The 15,562-nt window shown below is 74.2% G+C and carries 11 protein-coding genes; 9 read left to right on the top strand and 2 right to left on the bottom strand.

The annotated features are described in order from the left end of the window. Positions 1 to 1,296, bottom strand: coding sequence for a M14 family zinc carboxypeptidase (locus PUR71_RS34455; protein WP_329931149.1), 1,296 nt, complete (start codon positions 1,294 to 1,296; stop codon positions 1 to 3). A gap of 456 nt (positions 1,297 to 1,752) precedes the next feature. Here PUR71_RS34455 and PUR71_RS34450 point away from each other — a divergent pair, with 456 nt between their 5' ends. The 6 genes from PUR71_RS34450 (at position 1,753) to obgE (ending at position 11,053) form a co-directional block, all read left to right on the top strand. Continuing rightward, on the top strand, positions 1,753 to 3,681 hold the full coding sequence (locus PUR71_RS34450; RefSeq protein ID WP_329931148.1) for a TIGR03960 family B12-binding radical SAM protein: 1,929 nt from the start codon (positions 1,753 to 1,755) through the stop codon (positions 3,679 to 3,681). Positions 3,682 to 3,902: 221 nt separating this feature from the next. Beyond that, on the top strand, positions 3,903 to 4,703 hold the full coding sequence (locus tag PUR71_RS34445) for a TIGR03936 family radical SAM-associated protein (protein ID WP_329931147.1): 801 nt from the start codon (positions 3,903 to 3,905) through the stop codon (positions 4,701 to 4,703). 399 nt (positions 4,704 to 5,102) lie between these two features. Beyond that, positions 5,103 to 8,639 carry an Rne/Rng family ribonuclease gene (locus tag PUR71_RS34440; protein ID WP_329931146.1) on the top strand — a complete coding sequence of 1,179 codons (3,537 nt, stop codon included), beginning with the start codon at positions 5,103 to 5,105 and terminating at the stop codon, positions 8,637 to 8,639. 229 nt (positions 8,640 to 8,868) lie between these two features. Further along, positions 8,869 to 9,186, top strand: coding sequence for a 50S ribosomal protein L21 (rplU, locus tag PUR71_RS34435; protein WP_030233759.1), 318 nt, complete (start codon positions 8,869 to 8,871; stop codon positions 9,184 to 9,186). A gap of 14 nt (positions 9,187 to 9,200) precedes the next feature. Continuing rightward, complete coding sequence (gene rpmA, locus PUR71_RS34430) at positions 9,201 to 9,458, top strand: 50S ribosomal protein L27 (protein WP_030058248.1); 258 nt, start codon at positions 9,201 to 9,203, stop codon at positions 9,456 to 9,458. 119 nt (positions 9,459 to 9,577) lie between these two features. After that, positions 9,578 to 11,053, top strand: coding sequence for a GTPase ObgE (obgE, locus tag PUR71_RS34425; RefSeq protein WP_329931145.1), 1,476 nt, complete (start codon positions 9,578 to 9,580; stop codon positions 11,051 to 11,053). A gap of 75 nt (positions 11,054 to 11,128) precedes the next feature. Here the strand turns inward: obgE and PUR71_RS34420 are convergent, their stop codons facing one another. Then, positions 11,129 to 11,935 carry a hypothetical protein gene (locus PUR71_RS34420; RefSeq protein WP_329931144.1) on the bottom strand — a complete coding sequence of 269 codons (807 nt, stop codon included), beginning with the start codon at positions 11,933 to 11,935 and terminating at the stop codon, positions 11,129 to 11,131. Positions 11,936 to 12,259: 324 nt separating this feature from the next. Between PUR71_RS34420 and proB the strand changes: the two genes are divergently transcribed. The 3 genes from proB (at position 12,260) to PUR71_RS34405 (ending at position 15,459) form a co-directional block, all read left to right on the top strand. After that, positions 12,260 to 13,396 carry a glutamate 5-kinase gene (gene proB / locus PUR71_RS34415; RefSeq protein WP_329931143.1) on the top strand — a complete coding sequence of 379 codons (1,137 nt, stop codon included), beginning with the start codon at positions 12,260 to 12,262 and terminating at the stop codon, positions 13,394 to 13,396. 152 nt (positions 13,397 to 13,548) lie between these two features. Continuing rightward, entirely contained in the window at positions 13,549 to 14,070 is a 522-nt protein-coding gene (locus tag PUR71_RS34410) for a hypothetical protein (RefSeq protein ID WP_329931142.1), read from the top strand. Positions 14,071 to 14,136: 66 nt separating this feature from the next. Next, positions 14,137 to 15,459, top strand: coding sequence for a glutamate-5-semialdehyde dehydrogenase (locus tag PUR71_RS34405; RefSeq protein WP_329931141.1), 1,323 nt, complete (start codon positions 14,137 to 14,139; stop codon positions 15,457 to 15,459). Positions 15,460 to 15,562 lie beyond the last annotated feature (103 nt).

Raw genomic sequence — 15,562 nt, 5'->3', positions numbered from 1 at the left:
TCAGCCGAGCAGGCACTCGGTGGCGGCCAGCACCGCGCGGGTCTGGTGGGCCACCTGCTCCTCGACCGGCACCCAGCGGGCGCCGAAGCGGTGGCGCAGCTGGTTCAGGCTCTCGGTGACGATGGCGCGGGCGCGCTCGCGGGCGGCCTCCGCGCCCGGGCCGCGGACGTCGGCCAGCAGCCGCAGCAGCATCGACGCGACGCGTAGCGGCACCCGGGCCGCGACGATCGCGGCCGTCGTCACCCGGGAGACCGTGAGCGGCTCCCCGCACCAGTGCTCCAGCCACTCGTCCGCGACCGGCGGGCACACCGCCAGGTTGAACTCGGCGGTGCGCACCAGGGGGCCGTGCACGGCGCGGGCGTGTGCGGGGACGCGGGCCAGCAGTCCGGCCAGTTCCTCGGCGCGGTCGCGCAGTGTGCGGGCGGCGGCGGTGACGGCGGGGCCGACCGCCGGGTGGGGATGCGGGTCGGCGACGGCGTCGACGGACCACATGGGGACTTCGAGGACGGCGGTGACGCCGCCGTGGCGGGTGGCGTAGGACCAGGTGGAGAGTTCGGGTTCGTCGGGCAGGGCACGGGTGGCGGGGTCGCTGCCGGGGGTGGGCATGAGGTACGTGCCGGGGGCCGGGCTGGCCCAGCCGATGGCGTCGAAGGAATCGATGTCGAGGGGCAGGCCCGCGCGGTGGGCGGAGCGGGCGAAGCGTTCGGGCAGGCCGGGGACGGGGCGGGTGAGCTGGACGAAGGCGCCGCCGAAGTCGACGCCGTGCAGGGAGCACTGGAGGAAGGGGCGCAGTTCGTCGATGAGCGCGGTGAGGGCGAGGCTCTCGGGCATGGGGCGGCGGCCGGTGGCGGGGGCGGGGAGGAGTTCGGGCTGTTCCTCGAAGGAGGGGCGGAAGAAGTGCTGGTAGTGGCGGCGCATGGTGAGGGGGCCGCCGAGCCAGCCGGCGTTGAGGGCGGCGCCGTCGGGGTCGAGGCACAGCAGGAGGTGCCAGGACAGGCCGGGGCGGGCGGGGGAGGCGAGGAGGAGTTCGGCCAGGCGCAGGGCGGTGGCGGTGCCCACGGGTTCGTTGGGGTGGGGGCCGCCGACGGCCAGGACGGTGTGCGGGCCGCGGTCGACGGAGAGCAGCAGCAGGGGCCGGCCGGCGCGGGAGCGGCCCACCTCGCGCAGCCGGCAGCGGTCGGGGTGGCCGCGGGCCAGCCGCCGGGCCGCGGCCTCCGCGCCGGCCACCGACGGGTAGCGGGCCGGCGTCACGTCGAGGGGCCGGGACGGACGGACCCGGTGGCCGGTGTCGGTCATGCTTCTCCTTGCCCCCGGGCGAGGGCCGCCGGGGCGCGTCCGGGTGCGCCGCCGGCCGCGGCCCGCGGGCCGGGGCGGTGTCGGTCGCCGGTGGGGAGTCGGCGAGGGCCGAGCGTACGGCCCAACTCCCGGCGCGGGAAGGGGTGCAGGGGACGGTGGCGGAGCCCTGCCAGTAGCGCACGGGCCCTTCGGAGGTGTCAACGGCGGACTGTGCGGCAACGGCGGGCGCGCACCGTGCGTGCGGGGCGGGTGCGAACGGACCCGCCCGCGCCGGTGCGCGCCGCGGGCCGGCGCGCCGACACCGCGGGCGACCCGACGCGGGCGGCGGCGGGGCGGGGCCGCGGATCGGGCCCGCCGGGTCGTTCCCCGGATTGGGCTACCCTTGAGGGTCACCCCTCCCAGCCGTCGCCTGCCGGTGCGCGCGGCCCCGAATCACGTCGTAAGGGTTCCTAGTACATGACTGTCGAATCGGTCTTCCCACGCCTGGAGGCCCTCCTCCCGCACGTCCAGAAGCCGATCCAGTACGTCGGCGGCGAGCTCAACTCGACCGTCAAGGACTGGGACGCCTGCGACGTCCGCTGGGCGCTGATGTACCCCGACGCCTACGAGGTCGGCCTGCCCAACCAGGGCGTCATGATCCTCTACGAGGTGCTCAACGAGCGCGAGGGCGTGCTGGCCGAGCGCACCTACAGCGTCTGGCCGGACCTCGAGGCGCTGATGCGCGAGCACGACGTGCCGCAGTTCACGGTGGACGCCCACCGGCCGGTGAAGGCCTTCGACGTGTTCGGCCTGTCCTTCTCCACCGAGCTCGGCTACACCAACATGCTGACCGCGCTCGACCTGGCCGGCATCCCGCTGGAGGCCAAGGACCGCACCGACGACGACCCGATCGTCCTGGCCGGCGGCCACGCGGCGTTCAACCCCGAGCCGATCGCGGACTTCCTGGACTGCGCGGTGGTCGGCGACGGCGAGCAGGCCGTGCTCGACATCACCGAGATCATCCGGGCCTGGAAGGCCGAGGGCCGTCCCGGCGGGCGCGACGAGCTGCTGCTGCGCCTGGCGCGCACCGGCGGGGTGTACGTCCCCAAGTTCTACGACGTCGAGTACCTGGCCGACGGCCGGATCGGCCGCGTCGTGCCGAACGCGCCGGGTGTGCCGTGGCGGGTGTCCAAGCACACCGTCATGGACCTCGACGAGTGGCCCTACCCGAAGCAGCCGCTCGTCCCGCTCGCGGAGACCGTGCACGAGCGGATGTCCGTCGAGATCTTCCGCGGCTGCACCCGCGGCTGCCGCTTCTGCCAGGCCGGCATGATCACGCGCCCCGTGCGGGAGCGAAGCATCACCGGCATCGGCGAGATGGTCGAGCGCGGGCTCAAGGCGACCGGCTTCGAGGAGGTCGGCCTGCTGTCGCTGTCCAGCGCCGACCACACCGAGATCGGCGACATCGCCAAGGGCCTGGCCGACCGGTACACCGAGGACAAGATCGGCCTGTCGCTGCCGTCCACCCGCGTCGACGCCTTCAACATCGACCTCGCCAACGAGCTGTCCCGCAACGGGCGCCGCTCGGGCCTCACCTTCGCCCCCGAGGGCGGCAGCGAGCGCATGCGCAAGGTGATCAACAAGATGGTGTCGGAGGAGGACTTGATCCGCACCGTCGCCACCGCGTACGGCAACGGCTGGCGCCAGGTGAAGCTGTACTTCATGTGCGGCCTGCCGACCGAGACCGACGAGGACGTCCTCCAGATCGGCGAGATGGCGAAGAACGTCATCCAAAAGGGCCGCGAGGTCACCGGTCAGAACGACATCCGCTGCACCGTCTCCATCGGCGGGTTCGTGCCCAAGCCGCACACCCCGTTCCAGTGGGCCCCGCAGCTGTCCGCCGAGGCCACGGACGCCCGCCTGGCCAAGCTGCGCGACTCGATCCGCGGCGACCGCAAGTACGGCAAGAACATCGGCTACCGCTACCACGACGGCAAGCCGGGCATCATCGAGGGCCTGCTCTCGCGCGGCGACCGCCGGGTCGGCGGGATCATCCGCGCCGTCTACGAGGACGGCGGCCGCTTCGACGGCTGGCGCGAGCACTTCTCCTACGACCGCTGGATGGCCTGCGCCGACAAGGCCCTGGCCGGCACCGGCGTCGACGTCGACTGGTACACCACCCGCGAGCGCACCTACGAGGAGGTGCTGCCCTGGGACCACCTGGACAGCGGCCTCGACAAGGACTGGCTGTGGGAGGACTGGCAGGACGCCCTGGAGGAGGTCGAGGTCGACGACTGCCGCTGGACGCCGTGCTTCGACTGTGGCGTGTGTCCCCAGATGGACACCCACATCCAGATCGGCCCCACCGGTAAGAAGATGCTGCCGCTGACGGTCGTCAACAAGTAGTCGCTCGGCACACCGACGACCCCTGGCCGGATTGCTCCGGCCAGGGGTCGTCGGTGTGCGGCTGACCAGGGGCGGAGCGAGGGGCGCGGCGGGGCGCGTACCCTTTGAGGTGACAGAGTCCGGACAGTGGCGGGAACCCGCCGCGCCGGACGGGGACAACTGACTAAGGACTGAGCGACCTGGCACGCCGCACGCCCGACGGTCCGCCGCCCGCGCCGACGGTGCAGCGGATCCGTCTCCGCTACACCAAGCGCGGCCGGCTCCGCTTCACCAGCCACCGCGACTTCCAGCGCGCCTTCGAGCGCGCCCTGCGCCGTTCGGCCGTGCCGATGGCGTATTCGGCCGGCTTCACCCCGCACCCCAAGGTGTCCTACGCCAACGCCGCCCCGACCGGGGTGGCCAGCGAGGCGGAGTACCTGGAGATCGGCCTCGCCGCCGTCCGCGACCCGCAGGCGCTGCGCGCCCAGTTGGACGAGTCGCTGCCCCTCGGCCTGGACGTCATCGACGCGGTCGAGGTCCGGACGCCGAACTTCGTGGAGCGCCTGGAGGCCTCCGAGTGGCAGGTGCGGCTGGACGGCGTCGAGCCGCAGGAGGCGGCCCGCGCGGTCGCGGTGTTCCTCGCCGAGGAGCGGGTCGAGGTGCAGCGCCAGACCAAGAACGGCGTGCGCGTCTTCGACGCGCGCGGCGCCGTGGCGGCGCTCGAGGTCCTCGCGCCGCAGGTCGACGGCGGTGCGGACACGGAGGCAGGAACGGCCCACGATGTTCGGACCGGCCGTGCCTGTGCGATACTGCGCCTGGTAGTACGACACGCCACACCCGCCGTACGACCCGACGACGTGTTGTCCGGTCTCCGTGCGACAGCCGACCTGGCGCCGCCGGTCCCCGCAGAGGTGACCAGGCTGGCGCAGGGGCCGCTCGACGAGGAGGCCGGCACGGTGACCGACCCGCTGGCGCTCGACCGCGCCGCGGCCCCGGCCGGCTCCGATCCGGCCGCCGGGCCGCGCGCTACCGCGTCCGCCTAGCGGGCGGAGGCCGGGTCCAGTGACTCACTGGACCCGACGGTCCTCCAGGGTTCCCGCAGCTCCCCAGGGGAGCGAACGTCGTCGCAGCACAGGCCGGCCCCTTGCGGCCCGCCGACCGAGACGGTCGGCGGGCCCGAGGACCCCCTCCGGGAGCCACCCGGGGTTGGGGGACGGCGCAGCTTGGGAAAACCACAGAAGACTGGTCAGACCAGAAGACTTTTCGACACCCCGCCGAGCGTGGGGCGCCGAGCGAGACTACGAGCCCCTGTGCGGCCTCGCGTCCGCGCGGCGGCACCGTGAAAGGGTCCGGCCCGAGCACCGTCAGCGGTGCCGGCCGGCCGAAGGTGCCGTGCCGTGCCCGGATGCGGAGCCCGGGGGCCTGACGGGAGATCCACCCGCATGCTCGATAACACCGATCCGCAGCAGTCTGCGACGGAACCGAACGACACCGGTGCGACCGGTGGCGAGGGCGCGTCCGCCGCGCCGCCGCGCCGCCGTCGCCGCGCGGTGTCCCGCCCGGCGGGTGCTCCGCAGGGCGCGGCGGCCGAGGCCGCCGAGACCGTGATCGCGGCCGAGGCGCAGGTCGCCCCGGCCGCCGAGCCGGTTGCCGAGACGGTCGCCGAACCCGCGGCCGAGAAGCCGGTGCGGGCCCGCCGGACCCGCAAGCGCGCGGAGGCCCCCGCCGGGGCGCCCGCCGTCGAGACCCCGGCCGCCGCCGAGCCGGAGGCCCCGGCCGAGCCCGCCGCCGTCGCCGAGGCCCCGGCCGAAGAGGCCCCCGCGGCCGAGAAGCCGGTGCGGGCCCGCCGGACCCGCAAGCGCGCCGAGGCCCCCGCCGGGGCGCCCGCCGTCGAGACCCCGGCCGCCGCCGAGCCGGAGGCCGCGGCCGAGCCGGTCGCCGAGGAGGCCGAGCAGCCCGCCGTCGAGGAGGCGCCCGCCGCGCCGGCCCGCCGTGCCCGCCGCCGTCGCGTGGTCGAGGCAGCGCCGGTCGTCGAGGCCCCGGTCGAGGAGCCGGTGGCCGAGGAGGAGCCGGTCGAGGAGGAGGCCGCCGAGGAGGCCGCCGCGCCCGCGCCGGTCGCCGAGCCCGCCCCGGCCGTGACGGCCGAGCCCCCGCACCGGGTGCGCCGCCGCGCCGTGCGCCCGTCCACCGCGATCTTCCAGGCCCCGGTGTTCCAGGAGCCGGCCCCCTACGTCGCCCCGGCCGCGACGCAGCAGCAGCCCGCCGCCGTCGAGACCCCGGCCGTCGCCGAGCAGGCCCCGGTGGTCGCCGAGCGTGACGAAGAGGACGAGTACGAGTACAGCGGCGTCGGCCGCCGCCGCCGGGTGCGTGCCCGCGTCGAGGCGGGCCGCTCGAAGGGCGCCGCCAAGGCCGCCCACAAGGCCGCGCCGAAGACCGCCCCCAAGACCGCTCCCAAGGCCGCTCCGGTGGTCGTCGAGGCCCCGGTCGAGGCGCCCGCCGTCGTCGAGGCCCCTGCTGCCGGTCCGGAGACCGAGGGCGAGTGGGAGGACGACCGTCCGTCGCGCCGCCGCCGCCGGGGTGGCCGTCGTCGCCGCCGCGGTGAGGCCGAGGAGTTCGAGACCGAGGCCCACGAGGCCGAGCAGCCCGCCGAGGAGCCGGCCGCCGCGGCCGTCGACGAGGAGGACGAGGACGACGACGACCTGGCCGCCGGCCTGTCCTCGTCGCGCCGCCGTCGCCGTCGCCGTCGCCGCAGTGGCGAGGCCGGCGCGGTCGAGACCGCCGAGACCACCGAGGACGGCGTCCGCACGGTCGTGAAGGTGCGCGAGCCGCGCCGCCGTTCCACCGAGCCGTCCTTCGACCCCGACGAGGTCCAGTCCATCAAGGGCTCGACCCGCCTGGAGGCCAAGAAGCAGCGCCGCCGCGAGGGCCGCGAGCTGGGCCGCCGCCGGGTGCCGATCATCACCGAGGCCGAGTTCCTGGCCCGCCGCGAGTCGGTCGAGCGCGTCATGGTGGTGCGCCAGAACGGCCAGCGCACCCAGATCGGCGTCCTGGAGGACGGCGTGCTCGTCGAGCACTACGTCAACAAGGAGCAGGCCACCTCGTACGTCGGCAACGTCTACCTGGGCAAGGTCCAGAACGTGTTGCCGTCGATGGAGGCCGCGTTCGTCGACATCGGCAAGGGCCGCAACGCCGTGCTGTACGCCGGCGAGGTCAACTTCGGCGCGCTGGGCGGCCACGGCGGCCCGCGCCGGATCGAGTCGGTGCTGAAGTCCGGCCAGTCCGTGCTCGTGCAGGTCTCCAAGGACCCGATCGGCCACAAGGGCGCCCGCCTGACCAGCCAGATCTCGCTGCCCGGCCGCTACCTGGTCTACGTGCCCGAGGGCTCGATGACCGGCATCTCGCGCAAGCTGCCCGAGAACGAGCGCGCCCGCCTGAAGCAGATCCTCAAGAAGATCGTCCCGGACGACGCGGGCGTCATCGTGCGCACCGCCGCCGAGGGCGCCTCCGAGGAGGAGCTGACCCGCGACGTCCAGCGCCTCCAGCAGCAGTGGGAGGAGATCCAGAAGAAGGCCGCGACCGGCAACGCCCCCGCGCTGCTGTACGGCGAGCCGGACATGACCGTCCGGGTCGTGCGCGACATCTTCAACGAGGACTTCACCAAGGTCATCGTCTCCGGGGACGAGGCGTGGAACACCATCCACGAGTACGTCGCCGGCGTGGCCCCGGACCTCGCCGAGCGGCTCCAGCGCTGGACCTCCGAGGTGGACGTCTTCGCCACCTACCGGATCGACGAGCAGCTGATGAAGGCGCTGGACCGCAAGGTCTGGCTGCCCAGCGGCGGTTCGCTGGTGATCGACCGCACCGAGGCGATGGTCGTCATCGACGTCAACACCGGGAAGTTCGTCGGCCAGGGCGGCAACCTGGAGGAGACGGTCACCCGGAACAACATCGAGGCGGCCGAGGAGATCGTGCGCCAGCTGCGGCTGCGCGACCTCGGCGGCATCATCGTGATCGACTTCATCGACATGGTGCTGGAGTCCAACCGGGACCTGGTGCTGCGCCGCCTGCTGGAGTGCCTGGGCCGGGACCGGACCAAGCACCAGGTGGCCGAGGTCACCTCGCTGGGCCTGGTCCAGATGACCCGCAAGCGGGTCGGCCAGGGCCTGCTGGAGTCCTTCTCCGAGGCCTGTGTGCACTGCAACGGCCGCGGCGTGATCGTCCACATGGAGCAGCCGAGCACCCACACCCACGCCCCGGCGGCCGCGGCCACCGAGGCGGGCCAGGGCGGTGGCAAGCGCCGGCGCCGGGGCAAGGGCGGTGCGGGCCACGAGGAGCCGCAGGCCCTCGAGGCCGTGCCGGTGACCGAGGAGAGCGTCGTCGAGCTCGTCGAGGCCCCGGAGGAGCCGGCCGAGCCGGTGCGCGAGGAGATCGAGGGCCAGCTGGCCCTGGAGGTCCCGGGCGTCGAGGCGGCCGCGGAGGTCGTCGAGGCCCCCGTCGCGGAGCCGGCCCCGGTGGCCGCTCCGGCCGGGCGTCCGCGCCGCCGCGCGGTGCGCAAGGCGACGGCCCCGGCCGGTTCGCCGCAGGGTGCCGAGATCGTGGTGCTTCAGGCCAAGGCCGACGCGGCCCTGGAGGCGGCCCTGGAGGCCGCCGCCGTGGCCGCCGCGGCTCCGGCCGAGCCGGTCGCCGAGCCGGTCGCCGAGGACGCTCCGGTGGAGGTTGCGGCCGAGACCGTGGCCGAGGCGGTGGCCGAGGCCCCCGCCGAGGAGTCCGCCACGGAGGAGTCCGCCGCCGAGGCCGAGGCCGAGGAGGCGCCGGCGCCCAAGAAGCGGGCCGCGCGCAAGACCGCCGCGAAGAAGACCGCCGCCAAGAAGACGACGACGGCGGCCAAGAAGACCACCGCCCGCAAGACCGCTACCAAGCGGACGAGCGCGGCGGCCAAGAAGGCGGCGGCCGCCGAAGGTGATACGGCGGCCGAGTAGTGCCCACGCCCGGGGCGGGGCCCTTCCCGCCCCGGGCCGTACGGGCCGGTTTGCCCCTTGGGCGGCAGGTCCGTATTCTTGACCATCGGCGTGTCTACGCCATCGCTCCCGAGCACATCACCTTCCCGGTACGTCCGCGCCCGCGCGGAGGGTCGGGGAGAGGCTCCTGTGTCCGTACCCAGGTGGCTGGCGTCGGGGGTTCCGACCGAGCAAGGAAAGCAGGTACCGCATGTACGCGATCGTTCGCGCAGGCGGCCGCCAGCACAAGGTCGCCGTCGGCGACGTGCTGGAGATCGACCGCATCGAGGCCAAGCCGGGTGACTCGGTCGAGCTCTCGACCATCCTCGTCGTCGACGGTGACGCGGTCACCTCCGACCCGTGGGTCCTGGCCGGCGTGAAGGCTCACGCCGAGGTGGTCGACCAGACCAAGGGTGACAAGATCGTCATCCTGCGCTACAAGAACAAGACCGGCTACCGCCGCCGTCAGGGTCACCGTCAGAAGCACACCGCGGTGCGCATCACCAGCATCGACTCGGTCAGCAAGTAAGGGGATAGCGAAAAATGGCACACAAGAAGGGCGCAAGCTCTACTCGTAACGGCCGTGACTCGAACGCCCAGCGCCTCGGCGTGAAGCGCTTCGGTGGCCAGGTCGTCTCCGCCGGCGAGATCCTCGTCCGCCAGCGTGGCACCCACTTCCACCCGGGTGCGGGCGTCGGTCGCGGTGGCGACGACACCCTGTTCGCGCTGACCGCCGGTGCGGTGCAGTTCGGCAACCGTCGCGGCCGCAAGGTCGTCAACATCGTGGCCGTCGAGGCCTGAGTCCGAACGGACTCCCGAGTCGTGACTGACTCACACTGAAGGGTGGGCCGGAATGTTCCGGTCCACCCTTCGGCTTTACGCAGGTAGTAAGCAGACTCATCCGTACTGGAGGCACACCCATGACCACCTTCGTGGACCGCGTCGAACTTCACGTCGCCGCGGGTAACGGAGGCCACGGCTGCGCCTCCGTGCACCGGGAGAAGTTCAAGCCGCTCGGCGGCCCCGACGGCGGCAACGGCGGCGAGGGCGGCAGCGTCATCCTCACCGTGGACGCGCAGATCACCACCCTCCTCGAGTACCACCACTCGCCCAAGCGCAAGGCGACCAACGGCAAGCCCGGCGCGGGCGGCAACCGCACCGGCGCCGAGGGCCAGGACCTCGTCCTGCTGGTGCCGGACGGCACCGTCGTGCTCGACCGCCAGGGCAACGTGCTGGCCGACCTGGTCGGTCACGGCACCAGCTTCGTCGCCGCCCAGGGCGGCCGCGGCGGCCTCGGCAACGCGGCGCTGGCCTCGGCCCGCCGCAAGGCGCCCGGCTTCGCGCTGCTCGGCGAGCCCGGCGAGGCCCGTGACATCGTCATGGAGCTCAAGTCCGTCGCCGACGTCGCCCTCGTGGGCTACCCGAGCGCCGGCAAGTCCTCGCTGATCTCGGTGCTCTCCGCGGCCAAGCCGAAGATCGCGGACTACCCGTTCACCACGCTCGTCCCCAACCTCGGCGTGGTCACCGCGGGCGACACCGTCTACACCATCGCCGACGTGCCCGGCCTGATCCCCGGCGCCAGCCAGGGCCGCGGCCTCGGCCTGGAGTTCCTGCGCCACGTCGAGCGCTGCTCGGTGCTCGTGCACGTGCTGGACTGCGCCACCCTGGAGCCCGGCCGCGACCCGCTGAGCGACCTGGAGACCATCGAGGCCGAGCTCGCCCAGTACGGCGGCCTGGACGACCGCCCGCGCCTGGTCGCGCTCAACAAGGTGGACGTTCCGGACGGCCAGGACATCGCCGACCTCACCCGCACCTCCCTGGAGGAGCGGGGCTTCCAGGTGTTCGAGGTCTCCGCCGCCTCCCGCAAGGGCCTGCGCGAGCTGAGCTTCGCGGTCGCGAAGATCGTCGCCGAGGCGCGCGCCGCCAAGCCGGTCGAGGAGTCCACCCGGATCGTGCTGCGGCCCACGGCCGTCGACGACGCGGGCTTCACCATCACCGAGGAGGACGGCGCCTACCGCATCCGCGGCACCAAGCCGGAGCGCTGGGTCCGCCAGACCGACTTCTCCAACGACGAGGCCGTCGGCTACCTCGCCGACCGGCTGGCCCGCCTCGGCGTCGAGGAGCAGCTGTGGAAGGTCGGTGCGCACGAGGGCGACACCGTCATCATCGGTCCGGACGAGAACGCCGTCGTCTTCGACTGGGAGCCGACCATGGCCGCCGGTGCCGAGATGCTCGGCCGCCGCGGTGAGGACCACCGCTTCGAGAACCCGCGTCCGGCGGTCGACCGCCGCCGCGAGAAGCAGAAGGGCCGCGACGCCGCCGAGCAGGAGTTCCTGGAGTTCGAGGCGCTGTCGAGCGGCCGGCAGGCCGCCATCGAGGGCGACGACGAGGACTGAGTCCGGGCAGCCGAACGGCCCCGCCACCCTTCGGGGGTGGCGGGGCCGTTCGCGTCCCTCAGGTGTGACGGAACGTCACTTCGTCCAGGACGCCTGGAGCTTGAGCAGGTCGGTCAGCTCGGTGTAGCCGACCGCGGCCGGCGTGTTGCCGGCGATGGACATGATGTCGCAGCCCTTGACCTCGGTGCCCTTGGTGACGCCCTGGAACTTCGCCCCCGTGCACTTGGGCAGCGGGGTGTTGGCGCTGAGGACGGGCAGGCCCTTGGCGCCGGTGCTGTCGAAGATGACGAACTTCGAGTCCGGGGCGGTGAAGGACAGGCTGGCGTCCCCGAGGTTCTTGATGGTGTAGCTGACGTAGACCGGGGTGCGGCCGTCCAGCCCGGTGGTCGGGACCTTGGCGGCGGTGAGGTCCTGCAGCGAACCGACCTCGATGCCGGTGACGGTGATCTGGAGCTTGGTGGCGACGTTGGAGGTCTTGTCGGCGAAGTCGACGGTGGCCGACTGGCCGACCTTCACGGCGGTGGTGGCCTGCGGGATCGTGCCGCCGCCGGCGGCGGCGCCGCCCGTGGCCCCCGCCGTCCCGGCGCCGCCGGTCGCCGCACCGCCCGTGGCGGCACCGCCGCCGGTGGCCGCTCCGCCCGCGGCCGCGCCGGTCGGGGCAGCCGAACCGCCGGTGGCCGCACCGCCCGTGGCGGCACCGCCCGTGGCGGCACCGCCCGTGGCGGCACCGCCCGTGGCCGCGCCGGTCGGCGCGGCGCTCGAGCCGGTGGCACCGCCAGAGGCGGCGTTGGTGTCCGAGTTGTCCGGGCCGCAGGCGGCCAGGGACAGGGCGGTGGCCGCCGCCAGTGCGGCGACGGTCAGCTTCGTGGTGTACGAACGCATAGTGCGCTAACTCCTGGGCGCGCGACCGCGAACCGTTGCCGGCATGCCCAGTGCGGTGCCGCCCGATGGCATCGATGGTCGAAGACGAGTGGGTCCAGCGGGCAAGAAGCCGTCCCCCGATCTGGCTTTCGGTCAGGGACCATACCAGCCATCCGGATTGGCGGCCCGGCTGTGGCGAGGCCGTGACCGGGCCGGGTCCAGCCGGTGAAACACCATGCGGTCCACCTGCACGGATCGCGTAGATTTCGGGGGTGACGGCCGGGTTCGGCGACCCGGTCCACGGCACGGCGGCACCCGCACCACACCGGAAGGGCGTACAGCGAGATGAGCGAGGACTCACTGCGGGAGGAGGTGCTGACCGCACGGCGCATCGTCGTCAAGGTCGGCTCCTCCTCACTCACCACGGCGGCCGGCGGCCTGGACGCCGACCGCGTCGACGCCCTCGTGGACGCGCTCGCCAAGGTGCGCGCCCGCGAGGACGCGCCCGAGGTCGTCCTGGTCTCCTCCGGCGCGATCGCCGCCGGCCTCGCCCCGCTCGGCCTGGAGAAGCGGCCCAAGGACCTGGCCCGCCAGCAGGCCGCCGCGAGCGTCGGCCAGGGCCTGCTCGTCGCCCGGTACACCGCCTCCTTCGCCCGCTACGGCATCCGGGTCGGCCAGGTGCTGCTCACCGCCGAGGACGCCAGCCGGCGCGCGCACTACCGCAACGCCTACCGCACGCTCGACCAGCTGCTGGCGATGGGCGCGATGCCCGTCGTCAACGAGAACGACACCGTCGCCACCGCCGAAATCAAGTTCGGTGACAACGACCGGCTGGCCGCGCTGGTCGCCCACCTCGTGCGGGCCGACCTGCTGGTGCTGCTCTCCGACGTGGACGGCCTCTACGACGGCGACCCGGCCCGCCCCGGCACCAGCCGGATCGCCGAGGTGCGCGGCCCGCACGACCTCGACGGCATCCAGATCGGCAGCGCGGGCAAGGCCGGCGTCGGCACCGGCGGCATGGTCACCAAGGTCGAGGCGGCCCGGATCGCCACCGGCGCCGGCATCCCGGTGGTGCTCACCGCGGCCAGCCAGGCCGCCGACGCACTGGCCGGGCGGCCCACCGGCACCCTGTTCCTGCGCACCGGCAGCCGCACGTCCGACCGGATGCTCTGGCTCGCCCACGCGAGCAGCCCGCGCGGCGCCCTGCACCTCGACGCGGGGGCCGTCGAGGCGGTCGTCTCCGGGGGCGCGTCGCTGCTGCCGGCCGGGGTCGTGAAGGTCGACGGCGAGTTCGCCGCGGGTGATCCGGTGGACCTGATTGCCGAAAACGGCCACATCGTGGCGCGCGGGCTGGTCAACTTTGATGCGAGGGAGTTGCCCCGCCTGCTCGGCCGGTCCACCCGTGACCTGGCCCAGGAGCTCGGCGCCGCGTACGAGCGGGAGGTCGTCCACCGCGACGACCTGGTCGTCCTGCGCGGCTGACCGGCCGGCGCGGGGCGGGCGTCGGCCGGGGGCCGCCCGGCGCGGGGAGGGGCCCGGCCGCCGGGCGAGGAGGGGCGCAGCCGTGCGCGCCGGCCGAACGCCGGCGGGACGGGTGGGGGGACGACAGGACATCGCCGAACAGGAGGCCGCCGGTGGAACGCAGGCGCGAGGCAGCGCTGACCGGAGGAACGGCGGGCCGGCGGCTGACCAGCATCGACGGCGGACGCGGGGACGGCCCCGCCGAGCCGTCCGGTCCGCCGCCCGGGCCCGGCGGGGCGCGCAGGCTGCGGCCGGACCACCGGGACGCGGGGGAGCCGCCGACCGTGCCCGAGCAGGCGCGGCTGTGGCACGTGGTGCTGAGCGTGGCGGGCCAGGTCACGCCGCTGTCCGAGCTGCGCGCCTCGCTGGAGCGGCTCGCGCACGACCACTCGTTCTTCCTGACCGCCCGGTACGCCGCCGACCACGCGGAGATCCGCTACTGGGAGCAGGCCCGGGACCTGCACGACGCGGCGGCGATCGCGCTGCGGCTGTGGGGCGAGCACAAGGTGACCGCGAACCTGCCGCCGTGGGAGATCGTCGGCCTGGAGGTGGTCGACCGGGCGACGTACCACAAGCGGGTCGCGGAGGGCTTCGGGGACCCGCCGCCGCACCTGGGCGGCGTGCACCCGTACTGACCGTTCGGCCGTCCCACCCCGCGAAACGGGGGCCGGCGGGCGGGGCGCAGTCGCTACCCTTGGCGCATGACCAGCGATCTCGCCCCCGCCGACAGCCCCGTCCTCGCCGTAGCGCGCCGTGCCCGGGAGGCCGCCGCCGCGCTCGCCCCGCTGCCGCGCAGTGCGAAGGACGCCGCGCTGCTGGCGGTCGCGGACGCGCTGGTCGCCCGCGCCGCGGAGGTCGTCGCGGCCAACGCCGAGGACGTGGCCCGGGCCCGCGAGGCGGGGACGGCGGAGTCCGTGATCGACCGGCTGACGCTGACCGACGAGCGGATCGCGGCGATCGCCGCCGACGTGCGCAGCGTGGCGGGCCTGCCCGATCCGGTCGGCGAGGTGGTGCGCGGCTACACGCTGCCCAACGGCCTGGACGTGCGCCAGGTGCGGGTTCCGCTCGGCGTGGTCGGCATCATCTACGAGGCCCGGCCGAACGTCACCGTCGACGCCGCCGCGCTCTGCCTGAAGTCGGGCAACGCGGTGCTGCTGCGCGGTTCGGCCTCCGCCTACCGCTCCAACACCGCGCTGGTGGCCGTCCTGCGGGACGCCGTCGTCGCGGCCGGGCTGCCCGCCGACGTGATCCAGCTCGTCCCGGGCGAGAGCCGCGACTCCGTCCAGGAGCTGATGCGTGCCCGCGGCCTGGTGGACGTGCTCATCCCGCGCGGTGGCGCCTCGCTGATCCGCGCCGTCGTCGAGGGCTCGACCGTGCCGGTGATCGAGACCGGCACCGGCAACTGCCACGTCTACGTGGACGCGCGGACGGACCTGGCGATGGCCGTCGGCATCCTGCTGAACTCCAAGGCGCAGCGGGTCAGCGTCTGCAACGCGGCCGAGACGCTGCTGGTGCACCAGGACGTCGCGGAGGCCTTCCTGCCGCTGGCCCTGGCCGCCCTGGCCGGTGCCGGGGTGACGGTGCACGGCGACGACGCGGTGCTCAAGGCCGCCGAGGGCACCGGGGCCACCGTGGTGCCGGCCACCGACGAGGACTGGGGCGCCGAGTACCTGTCGTACGACATCGCCGCCGCCGTGGTGCCGTCGCTGGACGCCGCCGTCGAGCACATCCGCCGCTGGTCCTCCGGCCACACCGAGGCGATCGTGACGACCTCGCAGGCCGCCGCCCGGCGCTTCACCCGGCTGGTCGACTCGACCACCGTCGCCGTCAACGCCTCGACCCGCTTCACCGACGGGGGTGAGTTCGGCTTCGGCGCGGAGATCGGGATCTCCACCCAGAAGCTGCACGCCCGCGGTCCGATGGGCCTGCCGGAGCTGACCAGCACCAAGTACATCGTCACCGGTGACGGGCACGTCCGCGGCGAGGCCGCGCAGACGGTGGGCGGGGACGACGAGGCGCTCTGAGCGGGGCCGGGCGGGGCCGCGGGCGGGGCCGACGGGGTCCGCGTCACACGTCTGATGGACCAACTGGCAGGAGCCACAGACAAATCGCCCGCCCGGTAATACG

Source organism: Streptomyces sp. SP17BM10 (assembly GCF_036322405.1).
In the GTDB taxonomy this organism is placed as follows: domain Bacteria; phylum Actinomycetota; class Actinomycetes; order Streptomycetales; family Streptomycetaceae; genus Kitasatospora.
The sequence above is the reverse complement of the archived record's forward strand: the minus strand, read 5'-3'. Positions and strand labels throughout refer to the sequence as shown.

Excerpts from the sequence above, each read along its gene's own strand:
- PUR71_RS34420 (WP_329931144.1), bottom strand. The coding sequence starts at position 11,935 with ATGCGTTCGTACACCACGAAGCTGACCGTCGCCGCACTGGCGGCGGCC.
- PUR71_RS34455 (WP_329931149.1), bottom strand. The coding sequence starts at position 1,296 with ATGACCGACACCGGCCACCGGGTCCGTCCGTCCCGGCCCCTCGACGTG.
- obgE (WP_329931145.1), top strand. The coding sequence starts at position 9,578 with ATGACCACCTTCGTGGACCGCGTCGAACTTCACGTCGCCGCGGGTAAC.
- PUR71_RS34450 (WP_329931148.1), top strand. The coding sequence starts at position 1,753 with ATGACTGTCGAATCGGTCTTCCCACGCCTGGAGGCCCTCCTCCCGCAC.
- PUR71_RS34440 (WP_329931146.1), top strand. The coding sequence starts at position 5,103 with ATGCTCGATAACACCGATCCGCAGCAGTCTGCGACGGAACCGAACGAC.
- proB (WP_329931143.1), top strand. The coding sequence starts at position 12,260 with ATGAGCGAGGACTCACTGCGGGAGGAGGTGCTGACCGCACGGCGCATC.
- PUR71_RS34405 (WP_329931141.1), top strand. The coding sequence starts at position 14,137 with ATGACCAGCGATCTCGCCCCCGCCGACAGCCCCGTCCTCGCCGTAGCG.
- rplU (WP_030233759.1), top strand. The coding sequence starts at position 8,869 with ATGTACGCGATCGTTCGCGCAGGCGGCCGCCAGCACAAGGTCGCCGTC.
- rpmA (WP_030058248.1), top strand. The coding sequence starts at position 9,201 with ATGGCACACAAGAAGGGCGCAAGCTCTACTCGTAACGGCCGTGACTCG.